Annotated in this window: 19 protein-coding genes; 15 read left to right on the top strand and 4 right to left on the bottom strand. The window is 42.7% G+C overall.

The window, feature by feature from the left end:
• Positions 1-2 precede the first annotated feature (2 nt).
• Positions 3-1,766, bottom strand: coding sequence for a sigma 54-interacting transcriptional regulator (locus CJ483_RS12765; RefSeq protein ID WP_120035516.1), 1,764 nt, complete (start codon positions 1,764-1,766; stop codon positions 3-5).
• Positions 1,767-2,039: 273 nt separating this feature from the next.
• Between CJ483_RS12765 and CJ483_RS12760 the strand changes: the two genes are divergently transcribed.
• The 5 genes from CJ483_RS12760 to CJ483_RS12740 all read left to right on the top strand — a co-directional run bounded on the left by CJ483_RS12760 (position 2,040) and on the right by CJ483_RS12740 (position 9,502).
• A complete protein-coding gene (locus tag CJ483_RS12760; RefSeq protein ID WP_120035514.1) occupies positions 2,040-3,197 on the top strand; it encodes an amidohydrolase family protein in 1,158 nt (385 codons plus the stop codon).
• Positions 3,198-3,215: 18 nt separating this feature from the next.
• Complete coding sequence (locus tag CJ483_RS12755; RefSeq protein ID WP_120035512.1) at positions 3,216-4,622, top strand: APC family permease; 1,407 nt, start codon at positions 3,216-3,218, stop codon at positions 4,620-4,622.
• Complete coding sequence (locus CJ483_RS12750) at positions 4,591-5,778, top strand: M20 metallopeptidase family protein (RefSeq protein ID WP_120035510.1); 1,188 nt, start codon at positions 4,591-4,593, stop codon at positions 5,776-5,778. The genes CJ483_RS12755 and CJ483_RS12750 overlap by 32 nt, the downstream gene beginning before the upstream one ends.
• Positions 5,778-7,139 (top strand): glutamine synthetase family protein, encoded by a 1,362-nt coding sequence (locus tag CJ483_RS12745; protein WP_120035508.1) that lies wholly within the window; start codon positions 5,778-5,780, stop codon positions 7,137-7,139. The genes CJ483_RS12750 and CJ483_RS12745 overlap by 1 nt, the downstream gene beginning before the upstream one ends.
• Positions 7,140-7,420: 281 nt before the next feature.
• Positions 7,421-9,502, top strand: coding sequence for a catalase (locus tag CJ483_RS12740; protein WP_120035506.1), 2,082 nt, complete (start codon positions 7,421-7,423; stop codon positions 9,500-9,502).
• Positions 9,503-9,664: 162 nt separating this feature from the next.
• On the opposite strand, the gene pepT is transcribed toward CJ483_RS12740, so the two are convergent.
• The gene (pepT, locus tag CJ483_RS12735; RefSeq protein ID WP_120035504.1) at positions 9,665-10,897 is read right to left on the bottom strand and encodes a peptidase T; all 1,233 of its coding nucleotides are present in this window, start codon (positions 10,895-10,897) and stop codon (positions 9,665-9,667) included.
• Positions 10,898-11,087: 190 nt separating this feature from the next.
• Here pepT and CJ483_RS12730 point away from each other — a divergent pair, with 190 nt between their 5' ends.
• The 3 genes from CJ483_RS12730 to CJ483_RS12720 all read left to right on the top strand — a co-directional run bounded on the left by CJ483_RS12730 (position 11,088) and on the right by CJ483_RS12720 (position 15,936).
• Positions 11,088-12,914 (top strand): SIR2 family protein, encoded by a 1,827-nt coding sequence (locus tag CJ483_RS12730; RefSeq protein WP_259455643.1) that lies wholly within the window; start codon positions 11,088-11,090, stop codon positions 12,912-12,914.
• Between the two features lie 147 nt (positions 12,915-13,061).
• Entirely contained in the window at positions 13,062-13,754 is a 693-nt protein-coding gene (locus CJ483_RS12725; protein ID WP_120035500.1) for a response regulator transcription factor, read from the top strand.
• Positions 13,732-15,936 carry a sensor histidine kinase gene (locus tag CJ483_RS12720; RefSeq protein ID WP_120035498.1) on the top strand — a complete coding sequence of 735 codons (2,205 nt, stop codon included), beginning with the start codon at positions 13,732-13,734 and terminating at the stop codon, positions 15,934-15,936. The genes CJ483_RS12725 and CJ483_RS12720 overlap by 23 nt, the downstream gene beginning before the upstream one ends.
• Before the next feature lie 194 nt (positions 15,937-16,130).
• Here CJ483_RS12720 and CJ483_RS12715 read toward each other — a convergent pair whose 3' ends face one another.
• The gene (locus tag CJ483_RS12715) at positions 16,131-16,547 is read right to left on the bottom strand and encodes a hypothetical protein (protein WP_120035496.1); all 417 of its coding nucleotides are present in this window, start codon (positions 16,545-16,547) and stop codon (positions 16,131-16,133) included.
• A gap of 21 nt (positions 16,548-16,568) precedes the next feature.
• Positions 16,569-17,309 (bottom strand): TerD family protein, encoded by a 741-nt coding sequence (locus CJ483_RS12710; RefSeq protein WP_120035494.1) that lies wholly within the window; start codon positions 17,307-17,309, stop codon positions 16,569-16,571.
• A gap of 170 nt (positions 17,310-17,479) precedes the next feature.
• On the opposite strand from CJ483_RS12710, the gene CJ483_RS12705 reads away from it, so the two are divergent.
• The 7 genes from CJ483_RS12705 (at position 17,480) to CJ483_RS12675 (ending at position 23,719) form a co-directional block, all read left to right on the top strand.
• Positions 17,480-18,163, top strand: a complete 684-nt coding sequence (locus tag CJ483_RS12705) for a phosphoribosylaminoimidazolesuccinocarboxamide synthase (RefSeq protein ID WP_120035492.1) — start codon at positions 17,480-17,482, stop codon at positions 18,161-18,163.
• A gap of 245 nt (positions 18,164-18,408) precedes the next feature.
• Positions 18,409-19,011, top strand: a complete 603-nt coding sequence (locus CJ483_RS12700; protein ID WP_120038019.1) for a TerD family protein — start codon at positions 18,409-18,411, stop codon at positions 19,009-19,011.
• A gap of 27 nt (positions 19,012-19,038) precedes the next feature.
• The gene (locus CJ483_RS12695; protein WP_120035490.1) at positions 19,039-19,617 is read left to right on the top strand and encodes a TerD family protein; all 579 of its coding nucleotides are present in this window, start codon (positions 19,039-19,041) and stop codon (positions 19,615-19,617) included.
• A gap of 45 nt (positions 19,618-19,662) precedes the next feature.
• The gene (locus tag CJ483_RS12690) at positions 19,663-20,241 is read left to right on the top strand and encodes a TerD family protein (protein WP_120035488.1); all 579 of its coding nucleotides are present in this window, start codon (positions 19,663-19,665) and stop codon (positions 20,239-20,241) included.
• 61 nt (positions 20,242-20,302) lie between these two features.
• Positions 20,303-21,094 (top strand): TerC family protein, encoded by a 792-nt coding sequence (locus CJ483_RS12685; protein ID WP_120035486.1) that lies wholly within the window; start codon positions 20,303-20,305, stop codon positions 21,092-21,094.
• A 107-nt stretch (positions 21,095-21,201) separates the two neighbouring features.
• A complete protein-coding gene (locus CJ483_RS12680; protein ID WP_120035484.1) occupies positions 21,202-22,392 on the top strand; it encodes an HpcH/HpaI aldolase/citrate lyase family protein in 1,191 nt (396 codons plus the stop codon).
• The gene (locus CJ483_RS12675; protein ID WP_120035482.1) at positions 22,343-23,719 is read left to right on the top strand and encodes a phosphoribosyltransferase family protein; all 1,377 of its coding nucleotides are present in this window, start codon (positions 22,343-22,345) and stop codon (positions 23,717-23,719) included. Before CJ483_RS12680 ends, CJ483_RS12675 begins: the two co-directional genes overlap by 50 nt.
• Positions 23,720-23,722 lie beyond the last annotated feature (3 nt).

Raw genomic sequence — 23,722 nt, 5'->3', positions numbered from 1 at the left:
CCCTATTTATGAATTGGTATTGATAGTTTTTTTATTTTATAATTTAAATTTTGGCGGGAAATCCCAAGTTTTTCGGCTGCATTTGTGATGTGATAATCTGTTTCCTGCAAAGCCTTTATAATTAGCTTTCTCTCTAATTTTTCAACCTGAGCTGGAAGGGTGTCTGAAAAAGTAGGTTCCATTTCTTCTGCAGCTGAAAAGGGTGTCTCTTCGGGGGTGTCAAATTTAATAGCCGCAGGTAAATATTCAGTTGTGACAATGCTTTCATCGATCATTAAATTTAAGGCGCCCTCAATAATATGTTCTAGCTGCCGGACATTGCCGGGATAATGAAAGCCGAGCAGCACGTCTTTTGCTTCCTCTGTCAGTCCTTCAACCTCAATATCAAGAAGCCGGGCATGTTTACGGATAAAATGTTCAGTAAGCAAGGAGATATCTTCCTTTCTCTTCCTCAGAGGAGGCACATGGATAGTAACTACACCTAAACGGTAAAATAAATCCTCGCGTAAGTGCTTATTTTTAATCGCTTCTTCCGGTGTTTCGTTCATTGTAGCGATCACCCGTACATCCACACTTTTTTCTTTCGTTGAACCAAGCCGCATAATTTTTTTCTCTTGAATGGCCCTGAGCAGTTTGGCTTGCAGGCTGATTCCCATTGAGTTAATTTCATCCAGCAATATCGTGCCACCGTTTGCTTGTTCGAATAAGCCCGGTCTATCTACTGCACCGGTAAATGTACCAGAAACTGTCCCAAATAGGATGCTCTCAAGCAAATTTTCGGGAATAGCTGCACAATTGTGTGCGAAGAAGGGCGCATTCTTTCGCGGGCTTTCATTATGGATGCTTTGAACGATCAGTTCTTTGCCAGTGCCTGTTTCTCCATAAACGAGAATGTTTGAAGAGGATCTGGAAGCACGAATCGCTTTATTGATTGTCTGGCGCATGTGGCTGCTGCCGAAAATAATATCCTTGAATGTAAAGCGTGTATTGTTCTGTTTCTTCTTTTGGGGAACAGAAGGCTTCTTTTCTGTCACCTGTAAATTTTGAATAGTAGAAGTTAACTTTTTGATTTCCGATAAGTCTCTAACAATAGCCAGTGCGCCAATCTTTTCTTTGCCAAGATGAATTGGTTTGCTTTTAATGACAACGGAGTATTCCTTTCCCTGATTAGAAAAAAAGGTCTCTCTATTTGTCAGCATTCTTTCGGTTAAAAGTGAGTTTAATAAAGGATCTGAATGCTCATCTGCTTCCTTAAATACATCAAGATAATATTGTCCCCTTACAGAGTTTGGCTCGAGCGTTTCTAACTCTCCAAGCTTACGGTTATAGAATACAACTTTCTTTTCATTATCAATGACACAAATTCCTTCATCAATGTGGTCTAATATCGTATCAAAAAGCCGGAACTGTTTTTTCAGCTGGTTTAATTGAAAGGTTAATTGATGAAGTTGAGTTACATTTTTCATGACGAGCAGGGTAGAATCATCGTCCATAAAACGCACATTGGCAAGCAATTGATTGGTGCCGATGGACAAGGAAACGTTACGCATGTTTTGTTTATTGATAAAGCACTTTTCGAGATCACTAGAAAAAATAAAGTCGGTGACAGAAGAGCCGATCAAGTCATCGGTTGCTGTTTCGGAGAAGAAACCACGGGCAATACGATTTAGCGACAAAATACGACCGGTTTCATCTGTCAAAATGATACCTTCAAATGCACTAGACCAAAAGTCGGTAAGTTGAATAGCTGAAGGTGTTTTATTCATAACGCATCACCTCACCTATAGAAAAATTTTTTTCGCTCCATCATGTTTATAGGAGCAGTTGAACGGTTGGACTAGTACTACTATACAAAATCCTAATAAAAAAACAAACTATTAAATAAATTAAAAATTTTGTAAAAACATTTTTCGTAAAAATTTTTTCTTTGCAAATAATTTTGCGTTTTTTAAAGTAGTTCTCTAGCTTTTACTGCCTTTAGGTAGTTGGCATGGATCTTGCTTTTTAGAAAAGGAGAGAATTTTTTAGGAGGAGACAAAATGCAAAAAGTGACGCTTGACGGTATAAAAGTAGTAGACGTTCATGCCCATCCATTTCGAGAACAACGGGAACCAGAGAATCCAGTTGATTTTCTTAGAAAGCTATCCTTATCAGTTATTCCTGAGATGTTCACAAACATAGAGGATGTGGAAAAGTTTCAGCCCTATCCCGGTACAAACATGTGGATTCAAATTCTATTCCGCCATATGGCTAAGTATTTAAATTGTGAGCCGGATTTGCCTTCGATTGTGGAGGCGCGGAATAAGAAAGCAAAAAACTTTCCTGATTACACGAAAGAATTGTTTGCAGATGCGAATTTAGAAGGATTAATCATGGATTTTGGCTATCCACAGCCGCCGATTAACCGCGATGATTTTCAACAAATGAGCGGAGCGCAGATTTGGGAAATCCATCGAATTGAACCGGTGATGGTGGAGCTTGGAAAACAAAAGCTTTCGTTCGAAGAATTTATCGAAAAGTACCGTGATAACTTGGAAAAAGCGCTCAAAAGGGATGGAGTAGTCGGCTTAAAAACAATTATAGCTTACCGAAGCGGGCTGGAGATCAGCAATAAAGATGGAAAAGCCGCAGCCTCTGCTTATGAAGAGTTTTTATTAAATGAAAAAGCCCCAGCCAAAGCGATGCGCGATTACTGTTTCCATATCGCCATGGAGGAATGTACAAGGGCAGATAAATTTATGCATATTCATACGGGCATTGGTGATGGAGAGGTTGTGTTATCAAAGGCTAGTCCTAGCTTTTTGCTCGATACATTCAGGAAGCCGGAATACAAGGAAACAAAGATCCATTTAGTCCACGGAGGCTATCCTTGGATGGAGGAAGCCGCTTTTATCGTTAGTATTCTGCCGAATGTATATATGGACATTTCTTTGCAAAACCCGTTTACAGGACATGGTGTCGAACGAATAATTTCTCAAGTGCTAGAGCTCGCTCCGTTCGATAAAGTGATGTATGGGTCGGACGCTTTTACAGTACCGGAGATGAACTGGCTCGGTGTGAAATTATTTAAAGATTGTTTCGAAAGAGTGTTAAGTGACTGGGTGGAAAAAGACTACATGGATGCTGACCAAGCTCATTATATTGGAGAAATGATTTTATATAAAAACTTTGAAAATATTTACAAAGTCAAAATTTAATTTCCAGGGGGAATGGAAATGGGAGAGTTGAAAAAGCAGCCGGTCCTTGATTTACAGCCGGAACGTACTTTAACGTTTTGGCATATATGGGCTCTCGGTGTTGGTGCAGTAATTGGTGATGGGATCTTCCTGCTGATGGGGCAGGGGATCGCCATGGCAGGTCCAAGTTCAATCCTAGCCTATTTAATTGCTGGCATTTCACAATTTTTTCTTGTTATTGCATTAACAGAAATGGCGGTCGGCATGCCGAATGCCGGAGCTATGTCCTTTTGGGTAGAAAGGTTTATGGGGAAATCCTGGGGCTTTTTGGCGGGAATTACGTTTGCTATTGGCTGGATCATTGCAGGAGGAAGTGTAGGGCTAGCCTTAGGGAAAATTACCATGTGGTTTTTCCCGCAGCTCGAAGCAAGCTGGTGGCCTGCTGCCTTCACCGTCTTTTTCCTGACGTTGTTCGCATTTATTAATGTGCTGGGAGCTGCTACGACTGCTCGGTTCCAATTATATCTCGTACTAATTTTAACGGGCGTAATGGTGCTGTTTGCTTTGATTGGTTTAAAAGATATTGATTTTGCAAACTACACGCCGATGTTTCCGCATGGAGTGGAAGGATTCTGGGGAGCGGTTCCGCTTGGCACCTATGCTTACCTAGGAGCGGTTACATTAGCCACAGCCGGTGCAGAGTGTATAAATCCGCAAAGAGATTTGCCAAGAGGGCTGATTTGGTCAAGTGTCACATTCTTGGTTTTATATACCCTTGCCCATTTTGTTTTGCAAGGAATTATTCCGTCTAATGAGGTAACGATGGACAGCTCGCCGTTTACTGTGGCGGCTGGAAAGGTGTTTGGTATTGCCGGGGCATTTATCATGAATATAGCTGCCTGGATCGCCGCTGCTACCTGTATTTTAATGGGAACGCTTTATGCCGCTTCTCGAATTTTCTACCAGCAGGCGCGAGAAGGGCTTTTACCAGGCTTTTTAGGATATCTTCACCCGAAAAAACATACACCTGTTTATGCGATCATCACTATTTGGGCGATCACTGTTGTTCTCGTATTAATCGGTCAATTTAATCCTGATTTCATCTATGTAGAACTGACAAACCAAATGGTTCTAGCTTGGCTCGTGTCCTGGACGCTTGCTTTGATTTCGGGTATCCTGTACCGGAAAAACCATAAAGAAGAAATTGAAAAGCTGCCGTGGAAGCAGCCGTTGTATCCGCTCTTTCCAATCCTGGGCTTCATTGGAATCGCCATCGTTCTTTATGGAACATTTGTCGGCTCGATGATGACGCTTGTGAGAGGATTTATTTGGCTAGCAGCATTATACATTTTGTTCAGAATATTCAATAAGAAAGTGTTTCAAACATCACAGGTAAGCAGTGGAGGAGGTCAGCATGAGCAATCCATTCGTGAAAGTGGAAAATGAACAAGTAGAGGGCGTTATTCAGATACGACGACATTTACACCAGTATCCGGAGCTGTCGTTTCAAGAATTTCAGACTGCTGATTATATTAAATCTATTCTGCAAGAGTGGGAGATTCCATACCAATCAATTGGTGAGACAGGTGTACTTGTCGACATTAGCGGAAAAGAAAGCGGACGTGCCATCGGTTTAAGGGCGGATATTGATGCCCTGCCTATTCATGAGCAAACGGATTTGTCGTATAGCTCTAAACATGATCAAGTCATGCACGCTTGCGGGCACGATGGCCATACTGCCATCTTGCTAGGGGCTGTTTATGAGTTGAATAAAATAAAAGATGAGCTTCCGGGTACAGTCCGATGCATCTTTCAGCCTGGTGAAGAGGCTGATGGAGCAGCGAAAGCCTTAATTGAGCAAGGGGCGTTAAGCAACCCGGAAATAGAAGCGATGGTCGGCCTGCATTTGTGGCCTCACCTTCCTTTTGGCACAGTTGGAATTAAGTACGGCGGCATGACAGCTTCGTGCGATGATTTCAAAATTACGATTACGGGAAAAGGGGGACACAGCGCCCGTCCGCATCAGGCAATAGATGCGATTACCATTGCTGTGTCGATTATCCAGTCTCTTCAAAGCATGACAGTTAAACGCTTTAATCCAGTTGAGCCGGTTGTTATCCATATCGGCAAGATCCATGGCGGTGAGGCGAGCAATGTGGTAGCTTCAACAGTCGTACTCGAAGGAACAGCGAGGGCTATGAATAATAGTCTGAGGGGAGAAATTTATCAGGAAGTTTTAAAGGTTTGCCGGGCAGCCGAGCTGCAATGGGAAGCACGAGTAGAAGTCGACTATGCGCTTGGGCATCCACCGATTGTCAATAATGAAGCGATGACAAGGCAGTTTGAAGAAGTGGCTTCCGGCCTTCTTGGAGAAGAAAAGGTTATTTCTTTAAAGGAGCCTTCCATGGGTGCTGACGATTTTGGTTACTTTTCTGTCAAAGTTCCGAGCATTTATTTCCGGCTTGGTATTCATAAAGAGAACGAACCTGTTTATGACTTGCACCATTCGAAATTCCAATTCGATGATTCTATTTTAAAAACAGGAGTCGAATTATACGTCAACTATGCTTTATCACTTTTACTGGATGGGAGAGAGAAATAATGGTCGCTACTCAACAAAGATTAACTAAAGAACGGGTGCTGCAAATAGTAGAAGAGCAGCAAATTGAATTTATTCGCATTGAATTTTTAGACTATACGGGCGTGACAAGAGGAAGAACCATCCGGAAAGATTCTTTACAAGGTGCTATGGAAAAAGGGGTCAACTTTAGTACAGCCATTATGGATTTTACGATGTTTGACACTTATGTGCCTGACCCAACATATGGCACACAAGGCGGCGACTTTTTTGCCATACCGGACCCGGAAACATTTGCTGTTTTGCCGCATAGAAAACAGACGGCAAGAATGTTCTGTGATTTAGTAGATGAAAACGGCAACCCTTGGGAAGGGTGCCCGCGGAGCGCATTAAAGCGTCTGCTTCATAAAGCGGAAGCTCTCCTTGGCGGGAAATTGTTCATGGCTTATGAACAGGAAGCGTACTTATTAAAAGAAGAGGACGGCAAGCTTGTCCCGGCCGATAACAGCACTTGCTTCTCATCAGACGGAGTGGATATCCAGGAGGATTTTGTTCAGAAGTTTACGGAAACTATCGGGAAAATGGGCGTGGAAACGGAGCAAATTTCCAGTGAATACGGCCCCGGACAGCTGGAGATCAATTTGAAATACGACCATTGCTTAAAAGCAACCGAAGACCAAATTACATTTAAGCAATTGTTTAAACATTTAGCGAGAGATATGGGCATGGTAGGCACGCTCGCGCCGAAACCGTTTAATGATTTTGCTGGAAGCGGCTTGCATGTTCATATGAGTTTATATAATGAAGAAACCAATTTATTTAAGGATCTTAATGATGAGAAGGGACTTGAACTCTCAGAAAACGCCTACCATTTTATTGGAGGGATTCTTCATCACGGCCGTTCCATTGTTGCAATTGGAGCTCCGACAATGAATTCCTATAAACGGATGGTTCCAGGCTCCTGGGCACCTGCTCACGTTTGCTACGGTTCAGGTAATCGCTCTGTTCTCATTCGTGTACCGGAAAAAAGACGGGAAAGAAGATTTGAGTTCAGAGGAGCAGACGGCACCTGCAATCCGTATTTGCTGTCAGCTGCTTTAATCGCAGCCGGTCTTCATGGCATTAGAAAACGGATCGATCCAGGCGAGCCGCTTGAAGTGGATGCAGGCAGCTTAAGCAATAATGAATTAGAAGCAATGGGGATTGAGTGGGTTCCCCGCAATCTTGAGGAAGCGATGGATTCATTAGCTAAAGACACCATTTTAGCGGACAGTATCGGCCGGCCAATTTGGCAGGAATTCATCAAGGTGAAAAGAGAAGAGTGGAACAAACATTTTTATCGCATAGATGAATGGGAAAGAAGTCAATATGCTGTGCTGTACTAATAACATAGAAGCCTGTCTCCAGTTGGAGGCAGGCTTTCTTTTCTTTAGACATTATGGTACTTGATGGTTAATTTTCGCTGCAGCTGGCCGCTTTCCGCTGCAATCAACTATTGAAAAAACAACATTCCTCTTTAAGAGAGCCTTTCTTTCAAAGATTCATTGTTTAAGGATTCAGCTGTTGGGGTATAGCCAGAATTGGGTAACGATCACAGCTGTGCTGATACATACATTTACCGGTTTATCTTGAATTTTTATAAAAAAAAATCAGGAGGGAATAGTCAATGAAAAAAAATGAACATAAAGAGACCGTACAAGGCAACTTAAAGAACGAGCAATTGGAACAATTCCGTGTAGATCATAAAGGAGAAAAAATGACGACTAATCAAGGGTTGCGAGTGTCAGATGATGAGCATTCTCTAAAGGCGGGCAACCGGGGACCGACGTTAATGGAGGATTTTCAATTCCGTGAGAAAATGACCCACTTTGACCATGAACGGATTCCGGAAAGGGTCGTTCATGCACGCGGCTTCGGGGCACATGGTTATTTCCAAGTGTATGAGCCGATGACAGAGTACACGAAAGCAAAATTTCTCCAGGACCCTTCTGTGAAAACCCCTGTGTTTGTCCGCTTCTCTACCGTCGCAGGTTCACGCGGCTCAGCCGATTCGGTTCGCGATGTAAGAGGGTTTGCGACAAAATTCTATACAGAAGAAGGAAACTATGACCTCGTTGGCAATAACATTCCGGTTTTCTTTATTCAAGATGCAATGAAGTTTCCGGATCTAGTTCATTCTTTTAAACCGGAGCCGCATAATGAAATGCCACAGGCTTCTACAGCGCATGATACATTTTGGGACTTTGTTGCTAATAATACAGAATCAGCTCATATGGTGATGTGGGCCATGTCCGACCGAGCTATTCCGCGCAGCTATCGAATGATGGAAGGCTTTGGTGTTCATACATTCCGCTTTGTGAATGAACAAGGGAAGGCACGCTTCGTGAAGTTTCACTGGAAGCCGGTGCTCGGCGTTCATTCATTTGTTTGGGATGAAGCGCAAAAGCTGGCTGGCCGTGACCCGGATTTTCATCGCCGAGATTTATGGGAAGCCATTGAAATGGGGGATTACCCAGAGTTTGAGTTAGGCGTGCAAATGATCGAAGAAGAAGAGGAATTTAATTTTGACTTCGATATTTTAGATCCGACAAAACTATGGCCGGAAGAAGTGATACCGGTAAAAATTATCGGGAAAATGACGTTAAATCGCAATCAGGACAACGTCTTTGCAGAGACGGAGCAGGCCGCTTTTCACCCGGGCCATGTCGTACCGGGCATCGATTTTTCTAACGACCCGCTGTTACAAGGCCGCTTATTTTCCTACACAGACACGCAGTTGATTCGTTTAGGCGGACCGAATTTCCACCAAATTCCGATTAACCGTCCTGTGGCACCAGTCCACAATAATCAACGTGAGGGCTATCACCAAATGAACATTGATAAAGGGCAGGTAAGCTATCATAAAAACTCACTGCAGGAAAATGATCCACGCCCTGCTTCCGAAGAGGAAGGTGGATATGTGCATTATCAGGAAAAAATGGAAGGCAAAAAAGTCCGCCAGCGCAGCGACAGTTTTAAAGATCACTATTCGCAGGCCAAGCTGTTTTGGAATAGCATGACAGATATAGAAAAAGAGCATATTATTGAAGCCTTCCATTTTGAAGTGGGCAAAGTACAGAGCAAAGAGGTAAGACAGCAGGTTGTCGATGTCTTTGCCAATGTCGATGAAGAATTGGCAGCAGCCATTGCCGCGGGCATCGGAGCAGAGGTGCCAGCAGGAAGAACGGCTTCGAAAGTAACGCTTTCTTCTCCCGCTTTAAGTCAGGAAAAAAATAAGAAAAAGAGTGCAGCAACACGCAAAGTGGCTGTCCTGGCGGCAGATGGCTTTGATAACTTAACAGTTGAGCCTTTGATGCAGGCATTAAAAGGAGCAGGAGTTCACCCGGAAATTGTCAGCAACCATGTCGGCATGGTTACAAGCGCCGACGGACAGCAGCAGGAAGCGAAGCATTCTTTCTTGACGAGCGACCCGGTTATATTTGACGCTGTTTATGTAGCGGGAGGGAAAGCAAGCGTTGAACAAATAAAAGGTAATCCAAAAGCGGCTGAATTCATTAAAGATGCCTTTAAGCATTTTAAAACAGTTGGCGCGGCGGCAGAAGGTGGCGAGCTTTTGATTATAGCAGGAGTGCAGAGCGGATCAGATCCCGGCGTCGTTATTGCACATGATCCGAAAGAGTTAGAGGCATTCAGCAAATCGTTCATCACAGCTTTAGCTGAACACCGCCATTGGTCCCGCCAACTATAAGGGAGATGAAAAAGCAGCTGGTGACCGGAGACGCTTTTGATTGAGTTTTGCACTTTGAGGGACATATTAGCCTGTAAGTTAGACAAAAATAGACTACATTTACACTTTAAGAGGCCGTGCCATTTTGGGCACAGCCTCTTTTTTGGGTGACGCGGACGGAGATTACGCTTTTTCTTCAAATAGTTTAGCGATTTCGATAATGGTCTTCACTGCTTTTTCCATGTTGTCAACTGAAGCATATTCAAAACGGCCGTGGAAATTTTCACCGCCTGTAAAGATGTTAGGCGTTGGCAGACCCATATAGGAGAGCTGAGAGCCATCGGTTCCACCACGGATCGGTTCAACAATCGGCTCGATGCCCAAGTTGGTCATCGCCTCATAAGCGATATCTACGACTTCCTTTACCGGCTCAATTTTTTCTTTCATATTGTAATATTGGTCATTTAATTCCAACACAATTCGTTCTTCTCCATATTTGTTTTGTAGGTCTTTCACAATTTGCCTGAATACATCTTTGCGTGCTTGGAACTTTTCTTTGTCATGATCACGAATAATATAGTGCATTTCAGTTTTTTCCACATCACCGTGAAGGGAAATGAGATGATAAAAACCTTCGTAACCCTCTGTGTGTTCAGGGGCTTCATCAGCAGGCAGCTTTTCATTCAGTTCCATAGCAATCTTTGCGGAATTGATCATTTTTCCTTTAGCTGATCCAGGATGCACATTTTTTCCATAAAACGTTACCTGGGCTCCGGCTGCATTAAAGCTCTCATATTGTAGTTCACCGAGCGGTCCACCATCGACGGTATAAGCAAATTCAGCCTGAAAAGCAGCCACGTCAAATTTGTGAGGCCCTCTGCCGATTTCTTCATCTGGAGTAAAAGCGACACGGATTTTTCCGTGTTTAATTTCCGGATGCTGAATTAAATAGTGCATGGCTGTCATAATTTCTGTTACACCAGCTTTATTGTCTGCGCCAAGCAGCGTGGTGCCGTCAGTGGTGATGAGTGTGTGGCCTTTATACTTTGACAGTTCGGGAAAGTCTCTCGGTGACAAAATAACGGATAATGATTTGTTTAATAGGATGTCTGCACCATCATAATTGTCAACGATTTGCGGCTGTACATTTTTGCCGGTAAAATCTGTCGCTGTATCTACGTGAGCAAGAAAGCCGATGACGGGAACATCTTTCGTTGTATTGGATGGAAGCGTAGCCATTAAATAGCCATTTTCATCCAGATTCACTTCTTGCATGCCGATTTGCTTCAGCTCCTCTTCAAGCATGCGCAATAATGTCCATTGTCCTGGTGTAGAAGGGGTCGTGTCGCTGCTTTCATCTGATTGTGTATCGATTCTGGCATAGGAAGTAAATCGGTCAATGATTTCTCTTTTCATTCAAAAACAGCTCCTTTTCATATGTATGTAGTTGATTTTAACACAAGCAATAGTTAAATATTAGTAAATTAAACCGCCGATAACAGGATTAAATGACGCCAATAGCGAACAGTTGGTAAGTATGATAGAGAAAAGCCATCAATATATATAAGATAAGTCCTAGAATGATTCAGGGGATTTAGGGGAAAAAATGAATAACGATCCTTTACAGCTGACACGCCAGCTAAATGATTGTAACTGTCCGGAAAGGGGTTATCAAATGGATGAAAAGCCATTATCATTAGCATTTTCTGTAGAAGCAAATAAAGGAGTCTATGCCCTCCTTCTGGGTTCAGGTATTTCTTATTCAGCAGGCATACCAACTGGCCGCGGCATTTTACGGGAGCTTTGCCGGCGAATAATGTGCGTCAATGGCGCAAATGAAAGTGATCCATTTGCCTGGTATGAAAAGAGATACGGAAAAGCCCCTTTATATAATGAAGTGATAGAGCTGTTAGCTAAAACCTCCTCGGAACGCAATGGGTTGCTAAAAGAGTTTTTTGAGCCGACGCTTGAGGAGGTAGAACAAAAGCAAAAGGTGCCGACAGACGCTCATTATGCAATTGCTAAGCTGGTTCAACGAGGCTATGTAAAAGTCATTGTTACGACAAACTTTGACCGCCTGCTGGAGCACGCGCTGGACGAGCATAATGTGCAATACCAAACGCTTTACCATGATACGGACATTGAAGGGATGAAGCCGCTCGCTCACGCTGATTGCACAGTATTAAAAGTGAATGGGGACTATCGCGATACTCGTTTTAAAAATATAACAGGGGAGCTGGATAATTATACGCTCCCCCTTGCCCAGTTATTGCGCCGGGTGTTTGATGAATATGGCATCATCGTATCAGGCTGGTCAGCGGAGTGGGACACAGCGCTCCGCGAGCTGATTAAATCGGTGAAAGGTCGCCGGTACTCATGGTATTGGCATGCCTTTTCGGAAAAGTTGACCCCCTATGCAGATGAGCTGATTAGTTTTCGTGATGCTAATAAAATCATCGATCCAAAAGGGGCAGATCACTTTTTTACTGAGTTGTATGAAAACGTTATAAATATTGCAAAAGTAAAAAAAGTGAGCCCTGAAAACATTCAAGTAAAAACCAAAAGGATGAAACGTTATATTCAGGATAGACGGGAAATCGAATTAAGAGAAATGCTGACAGACCAGACAAGGAAGGTAGTTTCCTTCCTTTTTGAACAACGCTATACAGAAGAAGCAACAGCCGAAGCACTGTCTGTCCGCGCTCAGATGGTTGCTGAAAAAAGTAAAACACTGGCAATGCTCGTTGCCATACTAACCTACTATATGAGAACGCCGGAACAGGCTGAACTGTTAATTCAGACAGCTGAGCGCCTTACCGGTTCACGGCATCACTTTGGCGACCCGCATTTATTAGCTACACAGGAAATTCCGCTTCAAGCCATTTTTTATAGCACTGGCATTAGCGCTGTGATGAAAAAGAATTATCAACTATTAAATAAGCTGTTCACTTTGCCAAAGGTACAGGATCCTCATCGCCGTCAGCTCTCTTTTTTAGCTTATACCTCTACGGAGGCAGGATTAGATCCTCTGTTCCAAAAGATTTCCGGCAAAGAGACCCATCTGGCGCCAACAGAAGTAATGTTTACGTATCCATATTTAAAGAGTTTGTTCATTGAAGCGAGACTGGCATTTGATGAGCAGGAGTTTGAACAGCACTTTGACCAATTTGAGCTGTTAAGGGCGATTAAATGCCGCTATATGAATGAGGTGAGCAGCATGTGCGGTCAATTCGGCTATAAGGAAAACCGAGAGCACCTTATTCGCTTTTTGAATGAGGGGGCAGAAACCGAGGACTGGCCTGCTCTTGCTATCTGTGACGGACGCCGCGAAAAGTTCACTGATTCGCTTGAGAAGTTAGCGGAGGATTTGAATGAAAAAGAAGGATTTAATGGCAAAGGCTTGTTATATGCTTATACGAAATTTGAGGAATGAGAACCTGACACACAGGTTCTTTTTTGTTGGCTGAAATCTTCAGAAATTCTTCAGAATTATGCTGCTTCAATATTAAGAATTGGCCGGTAAAATAGCATCAAACATTAGGCAGCACACATGCTATACTTTCGAAAGGAGGCGAAACAAATGAGCGATTATACGGTATTGGTTGTTGATGATGAAAAAGAAATTCGCGATGCGATCGAAATATATTTAAAAAATGAAGGAATTACGGTCATTAAAGCGGGAGACGGGATAGAGGCGATCGAAAAGCTTCATGAACAACCCGTTCATTTAATTATTTTAGATGTCATGATGCCAAGGATGGATGGAATATCCACCACGTTCAAGATCAGAGAAGAGAAAAACATTCCTATTATTATTTTAAGTGCCAAAACAGAGGACACGGACAAGATCCTCGGCTTGCAAATGGGGGCCGATGATTATGTCACAAAGCCATTTAATCCAATGGAATTAATTGCCCGGGTAAAATCACAGTTGAGAAGATATGTAGCGCTCGGCACATATGAAGGGATGAAAAAAACAATTGATTTAAATGGACTGACGCTTGACCAATCAGCTAAAGAAGTGACGGTTCACGGAGAGCCGGTCAAACTGACGCCAATTGAATACAAAATCGTTGAATTATTAATGGTTAATGCTGGCCGGGTGTTTTCAATTGATGAGATTTATGAACGTGTATGGAACGAGCCAGGTTATAATGCAGAAAATACAGTGGCTGTCCATATTCGAAAAATCCGAGGAAAGATAGAGATTGATCCAAAAAATCCGAGGTATTTAAAGGTGGTATGGGGAATTGGATACAAAATGGAAAAGTAGAGTGTTATTCGCCGGATGGCTGCTTTTGCTTGTCATCGGTCTGAGCAGTGTAGTGTCAGCTATAAATGATGGAAGCATGTATTTTAAGAAAGATTATTTTCACACTGAGGAGTTTGACAGTCACCTGAATCAATTTATCTCTGATTTAGAGACTTACGAATTAGGGGCTGTCTCGAAGGAAGAAGCCAAAAAATCGATAGTCGTCACTCCTGAGGAAATCAAGGGGTACCGTTATCGATATGGGAGTTTAGCTGAACAAATTGCCAATATAAAAAGCCAATACGAAATGGACATTCAGGAGGCGTCTGGTGCAAGCAGCAAAGAAGCCGAACAAGCATTAATAAAGACACGGGATCAAAAGATAACAGATGCTACGAAAAACTTCCAAGATGAAGATTATGTGCGACAAAAAGTCCAGGCAGAGAAAGAACAGGCCATTGATGAATATTACCGTTTATTGGAAACAGAACGCTCTAATCTGGACGACTATCAAGCATTTTTTAAATATTATTTCAAGAACACTTCGACAGGAAAGGTCTACACGAACGTCAACCTGGCGGATAGTTCAGTTAAAGAGGTATTCAACGACAAGGACATGCTGTTTGTCCGTAAATATGAAGGATCTAACCGACTCCATGTAGATCAAAGGGCAATCAGCTATGGAGAGAACGGAGAAGAGCTGTTTGTGGGAACAGAAGGAGCATTTGAAGGAAGGATCGCGGCTGTAAATCCTCCCTCTGAAACAAGTCTCGTTTATAGCGATTACAAAATGTTTCAGCGCGAACAAAAGGCTTTTCTTATTTACACAGCTAGCGGGCTTATTCTTCTTATTGTTAGTTTATATATGAGCAGAAAACTTTCTGTTTTTCCGGCAGGAATGACAGAGAAGCTGCAGCCCTTTTATAACCGGCTGCCGATTGACGCTGTGGTTGCAGCCGCTCTGTTGACGTTATTCATTGCGTTTTTGTCACTGGAGTGGAGCAGGTCGCTCATTTACTATGATTATACGTATACGTTCATACAGTATATCGTAAAACTGGCGCTCACCTCCTTTATCTTAGTGCTGCTTTCATTAGTGCAGGGGAAAATGCTCTGGGAAAGGTGGAAGCAGGCAGAAGAGCCTCAGGAGGAATGGAATCACAGCTTGCTGGCGAAGACGGGCCGCCTTTTAACCAATGCTTTTGCGGTTCGTTCGGTTGGTATCCAGTTCTTTTTCTTGCTGGCGGTCTTTTTCTTCACGGGGTTTGGGGTGCCGATTGTTATACAGCACACAGTGTTATTGCCGTTTTATTGCATTCTGTTTCTGCTTATATCCTTGCCGGCGCTGGTGTTATTGTTCAGGGGCATGGCTTATTTAAACAACATTATCCTTCATACAGGGAGACTGGCATCCGGTCATTTGGCGGCTGACCTGCCAGTCCGAGGAAAATCCGTCTTTGCCAAACTGGCAGAGAACATTAACCTGCTGAAGAAAGATGTGAGAGTATCACAAAAAGAACAGGCAAAAAGCGAACGCTTAAAGACTGAACTGATTACTAACGTGAGCCATGATCTGCGAACACCGCTCACATCTATTATTAGCTACACAGAGCTATTAAAGAATGAAACGATTTCCGATGAAGAAAGGCTGGCGTACACAGAAATTATCGACCGCAAATCCAAGCGGTTGAAAGGATTGATTGATGACTTGTTTGAAGCATCCAAGATGGCGAGCGGCAATGCGGAACTGGTGAAAGAAAAAGCCGATCTCGTCCAGCTTCTTCAGCAGGCGCTTGCAGAATACAATGAAGCCATTGATGAATCAAGCCTACAGTTTCGAGTGACAAATCCTGACGAACCTGTTTTTGCCATGGTAGATGGGCAGAAGATTTGGCGGGTATTTGATAATTTGATCGGCAATATTTTAAAATATTCCCTGGAAAATACGCGGGTGTATATTTCCATTAAAACAGAGAATGAGCAGGCGGTTATCACCTTTAAAAACGTGACTAAATACGAGCTTGGTGACAATGTTGATGAAATGTTTGAGCGTTTTAAACGGGGAGATCAGTCACGCCACACAGAAGGCTCGGGACTCGGGCTGGCCATTGCTAAGTCGATCATCGACCTGCATGAAGGGACGCTTGATATTGAAGTTGATGGCGATCTTTTCAAAGTGACTGTTGCTCTGAATATAGCTTAACAATTGTCTGCAAGTATATAAAATAGACTTTGTCTACACTATAAAAGAAGCACTCATGGTGCTTCTTTTATACGTTATTAACATATTTTATCTCCAGTTTTCTCAATAGTGGCAGGCATTTATTTGTTATAAAAATTCATGATTGGAGTTATTGGTAGCATAATGCTCTGTTATCGTTTTCCATCCCTGCCCTGTTAATATTTGTTTATGCTCGGTTCGCCTTTTTGTACACGGTTGATATTAATGACTTTTGGGGCAGAAGAATGGGAATTATCAATTTTAGAAATGACGCACCATCTGCCTGGTTCTTCAGAGGTTAATGGCACGTCTATCTCATCACCCGTATTTGTTTTAATCGTTACTTTGCCGTCATACTTGGCAAAATTGTCGTCTTTCTTAAAACGAAAAAAGCGGAAAATGTTAGTTGCAATGATAACAGATTCTATATCTTCCAAGGTTTTAATCACTAGATTTTCTTCGTTATGGCCGGACTTATTGCCAACACCAGCATCTTTATCGAGAGCGATATAAGGAGACTCGTTTGCCTTCCCTTTGTTTCCGAAGAAGATATGACCTGTTCTACCATTTTTTGTTTTATAGAAAGCGTGCATATCAAGATCGACGCCTTTCGTTCATTGCAACTTAATGGCTATATGTTTAATTTTATCGGCTTTTTTTAAAGAAATGGAGTCACCCGGTTTTTCGAGGGTAATTTTCGACAGCTGAATTACCGATGGAGCTTGGTCAACATTTATGTTCTCATTTTCAATAGCAGGGGCCGCTTCTTTTTGAGCCTGTTTCATACTAGCAGTTGGCTCAGTTTCCTCTGCTACTTCTAAGCCGAAATGCTGGCACAGCTGGGCAAGCCCTCCAGCGAACCCGCCTGTGTTGGCGGAAATTTTCCATCCGCCATTCCGGCGGTAAGCCTCTGCGACGACGAGCGAGTTCTCTACTGTGAATGGACCAAGGTCATAATGAATTAGTTCTGTGCCATTTTTTTTATTTAAGATTTTCATAGAGGCATGGTTCATTTGTGCAAATGTCTGTCCCTTCTGCTCCTCTTCAAAAATAGTTAATGTAAGGACCAGCTTCTGCACAATAGGTTCTATTGTATCCAATTTAATGGAAAATGATTCGGTCTTTTCGGAAGACTGGTTGTTTACTGAATGACAGACAGATTGGTTAGCGGAACTGGCATTGCCATAAAAGATCATATAAGGATCCCCTGGGCATTTCCCCGATTCATCAATCATGAAAATAGAAGCATCAATATCAAGTGAAGGATCTGCTTCCCAGCTGACTTGAATAATGATTTCGTCTAAACCCGGTTCATTTTTAGTGATATCTGCACGCGCGCCTTTAACGAGGTTCATTGTTATCTCCTCCTTTTGCTTTCCATGAGCATATCAAATATAACCTTTCCAAGGTACTCTTAATATTGGAGTTTGTTACATGGGATGAAAACAAAGTAAACTATTAAATTTTCAGAAAAAATCCTGCATAATGAAAGAGTTATTTGAAAAATGCAGAGGAGGCGGATTGTGTGAAACGTATGTATACAGGTAAAACAAAAGATGTCTATGAATTGGAAGATGGAAATTATTTGTTGAAATTTAAGGACGATGTAACAGGCGAAAACGGTGTGTTTGATCCTGGTGCCAACACAGTCGGTTTGACAATGGAAGGGGCAGGCCGAGCGGGGCTCCGGTTAACGAAACACTTTTTTGAGATTTTAAAAGAAAAAGGCATTCCTACTCATTATATTGAGGCTGATATTGATGAAGCGACGATGACGGTTCAGCCGGCTACTGTATTTGGCAAGGGACTGGAAGTGATTTGCCGTTACCGGGCGGTCGGAAGTTTCTTGCGCCGTTACGGCATGTATGCGGAAGAAGGGCAACGGCTTGACGGGTTTGTAGAGGTGACATTGAAGGACGATGAACGCCAAGATCCGCCAATTTCCGAAGATGCGCTTGCAATGCTTGGTATCCTTTCGCATGAAGAATACAAAGAGCTGAAAGAACTCACAAGAAAGATTGCCGGCACGGTAAAAGAAGAGCTCGCTAAAAAAGAGATAGATTTGTATGATATTAAGTTTGAATTCGGCCGTGCAAAGGACGGACAAGTACTATTAATTGATGAAATTTCCGGTGGAAATATGCGGGCATACAAACAAGGAGAATATATAGAGCCGCTTCGGCTTGAGAAAATGATGCTGGAGATGTAATTGCTGGCCTTTAAACTGGTATTAAATCATGATTCGGTACCTGTTTTGCTGAGAGGCAGTGCATGGCAAAGTCAGCCTGGTAGAAAAATAGAAGCAAAGAGGGACGCTTTTCCAATTAAAACTAATTGAAAATTAGCGAAATTGCTTATCTTTTGTAGTATGATAGTACGTGTAGTAAAATGGAAAAAGAAAGCCATTTGAAGCAGGAGTCCTTGTCTCTTGCTGACTTTGAGGGAGTGATTGATTTGGCTATTGTCCTCCAGAAAGGGCAGAGAATTGATTTAACAAAAGGCAATCCGGGACTTGAAAAAATTATGGTTGGTCTTGGATGGGATCCGGTACAGAGGAAATCTGGCGGGTTGCTTGGCATGTTTGGCGGAGGTGGAGGTGCGAATTTTGACATTGATGCTTCGGTCATTATGCTGCAAGACGACAAGTTTGTAAGCAATGAAAATCTCATTTATTTTGGTAACTTAAAAAGCAACTGCGGCAGCATTGTACATACAGGAGATAATTTAACAGGCGACGGCGACGGCGACGATGAGCAAATTCTCATTGATTTAAAGAGTGTGCCTTCTCATATTAACAAGCTTGTGTTTGTTGTTAACATTTATGACTGTGTTTCTCGAAAGCAGGATTTTGGCATGGTCCAAAATGCATTTATTCGTGTAGTCAACTCGGCAAATCGAGAGGAACTGCTTAAATTTAATTTATCCGAGGACTACTCCGGTTCTACAAGTTTAACAGTAGCAGAGATTTACCGTCATGGCGCTGACTGGAAGTTTGCAGCCGTTGGTACCGGCACACGTGATACAGGGTTACGCGAAATGGTACGCCGTTACGCTTAATAAAAAATAGGAAAGAGGGTTTTTAATATGGCAATTTCATTGAGCAAAGGACAAAAGGTCGATTTAACAAAAGGCAATCCAGGATTGAAAAACATTACAGTTGGCCTTGGTTGGGATACGAACAAATATGATGGCGGTCATTCATTCGATTTGGATTCTTCTGTGTTCCTTTTAAATGGGGCAGGCAAGTGTGGAAGCGAACAGGACTTTATTTTTTACAATAATTTAGAAGGCGGCAATGGTTCAGTCGTCCATTCAGGAGATAACTTAACAGGTGAAGGCGATGGCGATGATGAACAAGTACAGATCAGCCTAGCTGATGTTCCTGCTGCTATTGAAAGAATTGCTTTTACTATTACTATTCACGAAGCAGAACAGCGCAACCAAAATTTTGGACAGGTGTCCAACAGCTATGTTCGTATTGTTAACAGTGAAAACAATGAAGAATTAATCCGTTATGACTTAGGCGAAGACTTCTCAATTGAGACAGCAGTAGTGGTAGGAGAGCTATACAGACATAATGGCGAGTGGAAGTTCAATGCTATCGGCAGCGGCTACCAAGGTGGACTGGCTTCACTCGTTAAAGATTATGGATTGCAAGCCTGATAAAATGTAACATCACTTTATCAATAAATGGGGAGGGATTTGAAGATGGGTATTACATTATCAAAAGGACAAAAGATTGATTTAACCAAAACAAACCCTGGCCTTGTAAAAGCAGTGATTGGTCTCGGATGGGATACAAATAAATATTCCGGCGGGCAAGAGTTTGACCTGGACGCATCCGCGTTTCTTGTTAATGCTAGCCATCGTTGCCAAAATGATCACGACTTTATTTTTTACAACAACCTCCAACATCCAAGCGGTGCGGTGATTCATACAGGCGATAACCGGACAGGTGAGGGGGAAGGAGATGACGAACAGCTGGTTGTGGACTTCTCAAAGATTCCAGATTATGTGGAGAGAATCGGCATCACGGTAACGATTCATGATGCAGACTTACGCAACCAAAACTTTGGACAAGTATCCAATGCATTTGTTCGTCTTGCTGATGAAGCAACTGGCCAAGAGCTTCTGCGCTTTGATCTGGGAGAGGATTTCTCGATTGAAACAGCGGTCGTTTTTTGTGAATTGTATAAACACGGAAATGACTGGAAATTCAGCGCGGTAGGCAGCGGCTTCTCTGGAGGATTAGCTGCACTTTGCCGAAACTACGGGTTAGAAGTTTAATTTTTAAAGCCAATAAAGGGCGGGAAAGCCTTTTATTGGTTTTTTTCAACAGGAGGAACGAATGGACATTATTCATGGTATTTTTAACACGTATGCTGCCTTCTTCGATTGGCATATGTGGGCGGAGGTATTAACTGACCCGGTTAGCTGGGGATTGATCGGCACACTTGTCATTTTAGAAGGACTACTTTCAGCGGATAACGCTCTTGTATTGGCCGTTATGGTAAAGCATCTGCCGCCTGACAAGCGAAAAAAAGCACTATTTTACGGTTTAATAGGGGCGTATGCTTTCCGCTTCATTGCCATCGGTATTGGTGTATACCTGATTAAATTGTGGTGGGTAAAAATTTTAGGAGCCGCTTATCTTGCCTGGTTGTCGATTAAATACTTTATCGATAAATCGAAAGGGGCAAGCGAAGAAGAAGATGCAGAAGGCGGATTGAAGACAGAAGGAATATTAATCCGGATGTTCGGCGCATTCTGGGGAACGGTCGTAGCGGTTGAAATCATGGATATTGCCTTTTCTGTGGACAGCGTGCTGGCGGCTTTCGGTGTCAGTGAGGAAATCTGGGTACTCTTAATTGGAGGAATGCTTGGTGTTCTAATGATGCGCGGTATTGCGGGCGTATTTTTGAAACTCATTGAGAGGGTACCGGAACTGGAGACAACAGCGTATATTTTGATTGCTATCATCGCTCTGAAAATGGGAGCAGGTGTGGCAGGATATGAAGTTTCGCATTATGCATTCTTTATTATTTTAATTATTACTTTCCTTGCGACTTTTGTGGTGCACCGCATCAATCAGCGCAAGCTGGCTGAACAGGAAGCAGCTGCAGGCAAGAAGAAGGAATAAGATAGAAAGGGGCATGTATCCTTCCCCTGATATATTTAAATAGACGTTTATTTACATTTTTAAAGAAGGAGACCACCTCCTTCTTTATTTATAAGAAGGTGTAAAGTTTGAAATACTTTAATCATTTGCCGGAACTGCAATTGGAAGGTTTTTTTCATCAAAAACCGAAAGTGATTAGTAAATACACAAATAGGAGAAAACTAGCCTGCAGTCTTGGCCCTTTACTCTACATGCCGGCAACGAGACCGGATATTGCCCAATTGATTATTTCCAATAAGTACAAAGAGCTTGTTGCTCTTGTCATCTGCCTGGAAGACGCAGTCGGGGATCTAGAGGTAGAGCAGGCAGAAGAACAGTTGATTTCTCATATGGAGGAAATAAATAGAGCAGTAGCAGCTGGACAGCTTACGGATGAAACAACTCCGCTCATTTTTACCCGGATTAGAAGTGCCCGGCAAATGCGCAGGTTGGCTGAACGACTTGGTCCCTCTTTAGAGCAGCTGGCGGGCTTTGTGTTCCCGAAATTTTCCTCAGAAAACGGCGAAAGCTTTCTCTCTGAATTACAGCGCATCAATGTTCAATCAGGAACCGTTGTGTATGGGATGCCGATATTGGAATCACCTGCAGTGCTTTATAAAGAAAAACGGATTGAGGAATTGTTGCGCATAAAAGAGCTGGTTGATTGTTATAAGGAACGAATTCTGAACATCCGTATTGGAGCCACCGATTTATGCGGGTTGTACGGATTAAGAAGAAACAGCCAAACGACGGTGTATGAAATTTCGCTTGTTAATGAACTGATTACCGACATTGTTAATTTGTTCAGTAGAGAACCGGACGGCTATGTTGTATCAGGGCCGGTCTGGGAGTATTTCTCCAACCATGAGCGGATTTTAAAGCCGCAGCTGCGCCAAACGCCTTTTGAAAAGCAATTTGGCTCGGAAGGACTGCGCTTAAGAAAAGAATTGATCAGCAAGAATTTTGATGGCTTAATTCAGGAAACGCTGCTTGACAAAGCTAATGGGCTCGTCGGAAAAACTATTATTCATCCGTCCCATCTTCTTCCTGTCCAGGCTATGCATGTCGTTTCCAAGGAAGAATATGTAGATGCTTTGAGTATCGTCCAGCAGGCAAATGGTCAGAAAGGTGTTTTCAAAAGCGAGTTTCAAAATAAAATGAATGAAATTAAGCCCCATTTAAAATGGGCTGAAAAAATATTAATGAAATCAGATATTTACGGGGTGTTCCATGAACATAGCACATTCATCGATTTATTATCCGAACCAGTATACACATAAAATCGGCGAGTCATTAGAAGTGAACGTACAAATAGATGCAAATCCATACAGACTTCCAGCAGACGCGTTATATGAAATGGCTGCACGAATCAACAAGAAGCGGTCTTTTCTGTTTGTTAGTAAAGTGCTCGGAAAGCATATTCCGCTTCATCCGTACATTCCATCCATTGCGTCAGCTTTACTTGCCACTCTTTACTATGAAAGTGAAACCGGCTGTCAATCAAGCGTTAAAGAAACGTTCATAGAGGCATTAAAAGGCAGGTCGGCGGAGCAGCTTGAAGCAGCCTACTCCCTTGTGAAAAATGTAAGCTATTCTCCGGAAGCGCCCCTTTTATTCATCGGCTTTGCGGAAACAGCAACAGCACTTGGCCACGGGGTGTTTGACTGTTTCAGCCAATCAACTTATATCCATTCCACCCGGGAAGTGCTGTGTAATAAAGAAGTTACTCTTTATTTTGAAGAAGAGCATTCACATGCTACAGATCAGCGCTGCTATGCACCAGAAGAGAGCCTGAACAATGAAAGGACCATTTGTCTTGTAGATGATGAAATTACGACTGGCAAAACAGCCTTGAACATCATAGCATCAATTCAAAAAAAATACCCGCGGAAACAGTATGCTGTCTTATCCCTTTTAGATTGGCGTACAAAAGAAGACCAGAAGCGCTTCAGGGACTTTGAGAAAGAGTGGGGAATTGAGATTAAAACCTATTCTTTACTGTCGGGTTCCATCCAGGTACAGGGCGCGCCCAGCAGGGAAGAGACATCGGACAGCCATGCTCAGCCAATCTGTAAAGAGCTGAAGTATAACCACATCCGTCTTCATAATTTTTTTCCTCCTGTGCCGCATATGGCTTATTCATCCGTTGACTCACTCAGCCAAAACAATGAGGCGCCATATTTAGCAATGACGGGGCGCTTCGGCCTTTCCTCTGAAAAGAAAGAAGTGATAGAAAACTATTGCTGTGATATCGGCCATTATTTACAGACACAGCGAAGAGGAGAGAAAACACTTTGTCTCGGCACGGGAGAGTTTATGTACCTCCCTATGAAGGTCGCTGCTTATATGGGGGAAGGAATTCTTTATCACTCAACGACGAGAAGCCCCATCTTTCCTCTTAACCAAGCCGGATATCCAGTGAAAAACCGGGTTGCATTTGAAAGTCCCGACGATCCCGCTATTATCAATTATGCTTATAACATTTTGGATGGGGATTATGAAGAAGTATTCATCTTTTTTGAAAGGCCGGTCGGGGAAGAAAGACGCCTTTCGCTTTTGCGCCAGTTCAGCAGCCTGCCGCACATTCACATCGTTGACTTTATTTGAGAG

This window comes from Bacillus sp. PK3_68 (assembly GCF_003600835.1).
Lineage (GTDB): Bacteria > Bacillota > Bacilli > Bacillales > Domibacillaceae > Pseudobacillus.
The sequence above is the reverse complement of the archived record's forward strand: the minus strand, read 5'-3'. Positions and strand labels throughout refer to the sequence as shown.

What these genes read in the sequence shown, in the direction of transcription:
- CJ483_RS12765 (WP_120035516.1), bottom strand. Translation starts at nt 1,766, where the DNA reads ATGAATAAAACACCTTCAGCTATTCAACTTACCGACTTTTGGTCTAGT.
- CJ483_RS12760 (WP_120035514.1), top strand. Translation starts at nt 2,040, where the DNA reads ATGCAAAAAGTGACGCTTGACGGTATAAAAGTAGTAGACGTTCATGCC.
- CJ483_RS12755 (WP_120035512.1), top strand. Translation starts at nt 3,216, where the DNA reads ATGGGAGAGTTGAAAAAGCAGCCGGTCCTTGATTTACAGCCGGAACGT.
- CJ483_RS12750 (WP_120035510.1), top strand. Translation starts at nt 4,591, where the DNA reads ATGAGCAATCCATTCGTGAAAGTGGAAAATGAACAAGTAGAGGGCGTT.
- CJ483_RS12745 (WP_120035508.1), top strand. Translation starts at nt 5,778, where the DNA reads ATGGTCGCTACTCAACAAAGATTAACTAAAGAACGGGTGCTGCAAATA.
- CJ483_RS12740 (WP_120035506.1), top strand. Translation starts at nt 7,421, where the DNA reads ATGAAAAAAAATGAACATAAAGAGACCGTACAAGGCAACTTAAAGAAC.
- pepT (WP_120035504.1), bottom strand. Translation starts at nt 10,897, where the DNA reads ATGAAAAGAGAAATCATTGACCGATTTACTTCCTATGCCAGAATCGAT.
- CJ483_RS12730 (WP_259455643.1), top strand. Translation starts at nt 11,088, where the DNA reads ATGAATAACGATCCTTTACAGCTGACACGCCAGCTAAATGATTGTAAC.
- CJ483_RS12725 (WP_120035500.1), top strand. Translation starts at nt 13,062, where the DNA reads ATGAGCGATTATACGGTATTGGTTGTTGATGATGAAAAAGAAATTCGC.
- CJ483_RS12715 (WP_120035496.1), bottom strand. Translation starts at nt 16,547, where the DNA reads ATGCACGCTTTCTATAAAACAAAAAATGGTAGAACAGGTCATATCTTC.
- CJ483_RS12710 (WP_120035494.1), bottom strand. Translation starts at nt 17,309, where the DNA reads ATGAACCTCGTTAAAGGCGCGCGTGCAGATATCACTAAAAATGAACCG.
- CJ483_RS12695 (WP_120035490.1), top strand. Translation starts at nt 19,039, where the DNA reads ATGGCAATTTCATTGAGCAAAGGACAAAAGGTCGATTTAACAAAAGGC.
- CJ483_RS12690 (WP_120035488.1), top strand. Translation starts at nt 19,663, where the DNA reads ATGGGTATTACATTATCAAAAGGACAAAAGATTGATTTAACCAAAACA.
- CJ483_RS12685 (WP_120035486.1), top strand. Translation starts at nt 20,303, where the DNA reads ATGGACATTATTCATGGTATTTTTAACACGTATGCTGCCTTCTTCGAT.
- CJ483_RS12675 (WP_120035482.1), top strand. Translation starts at nt 22,343, where the DNA reads ATGAACATAGCACATTCATCGATTTATTATCCGAACCAGTATACACAT.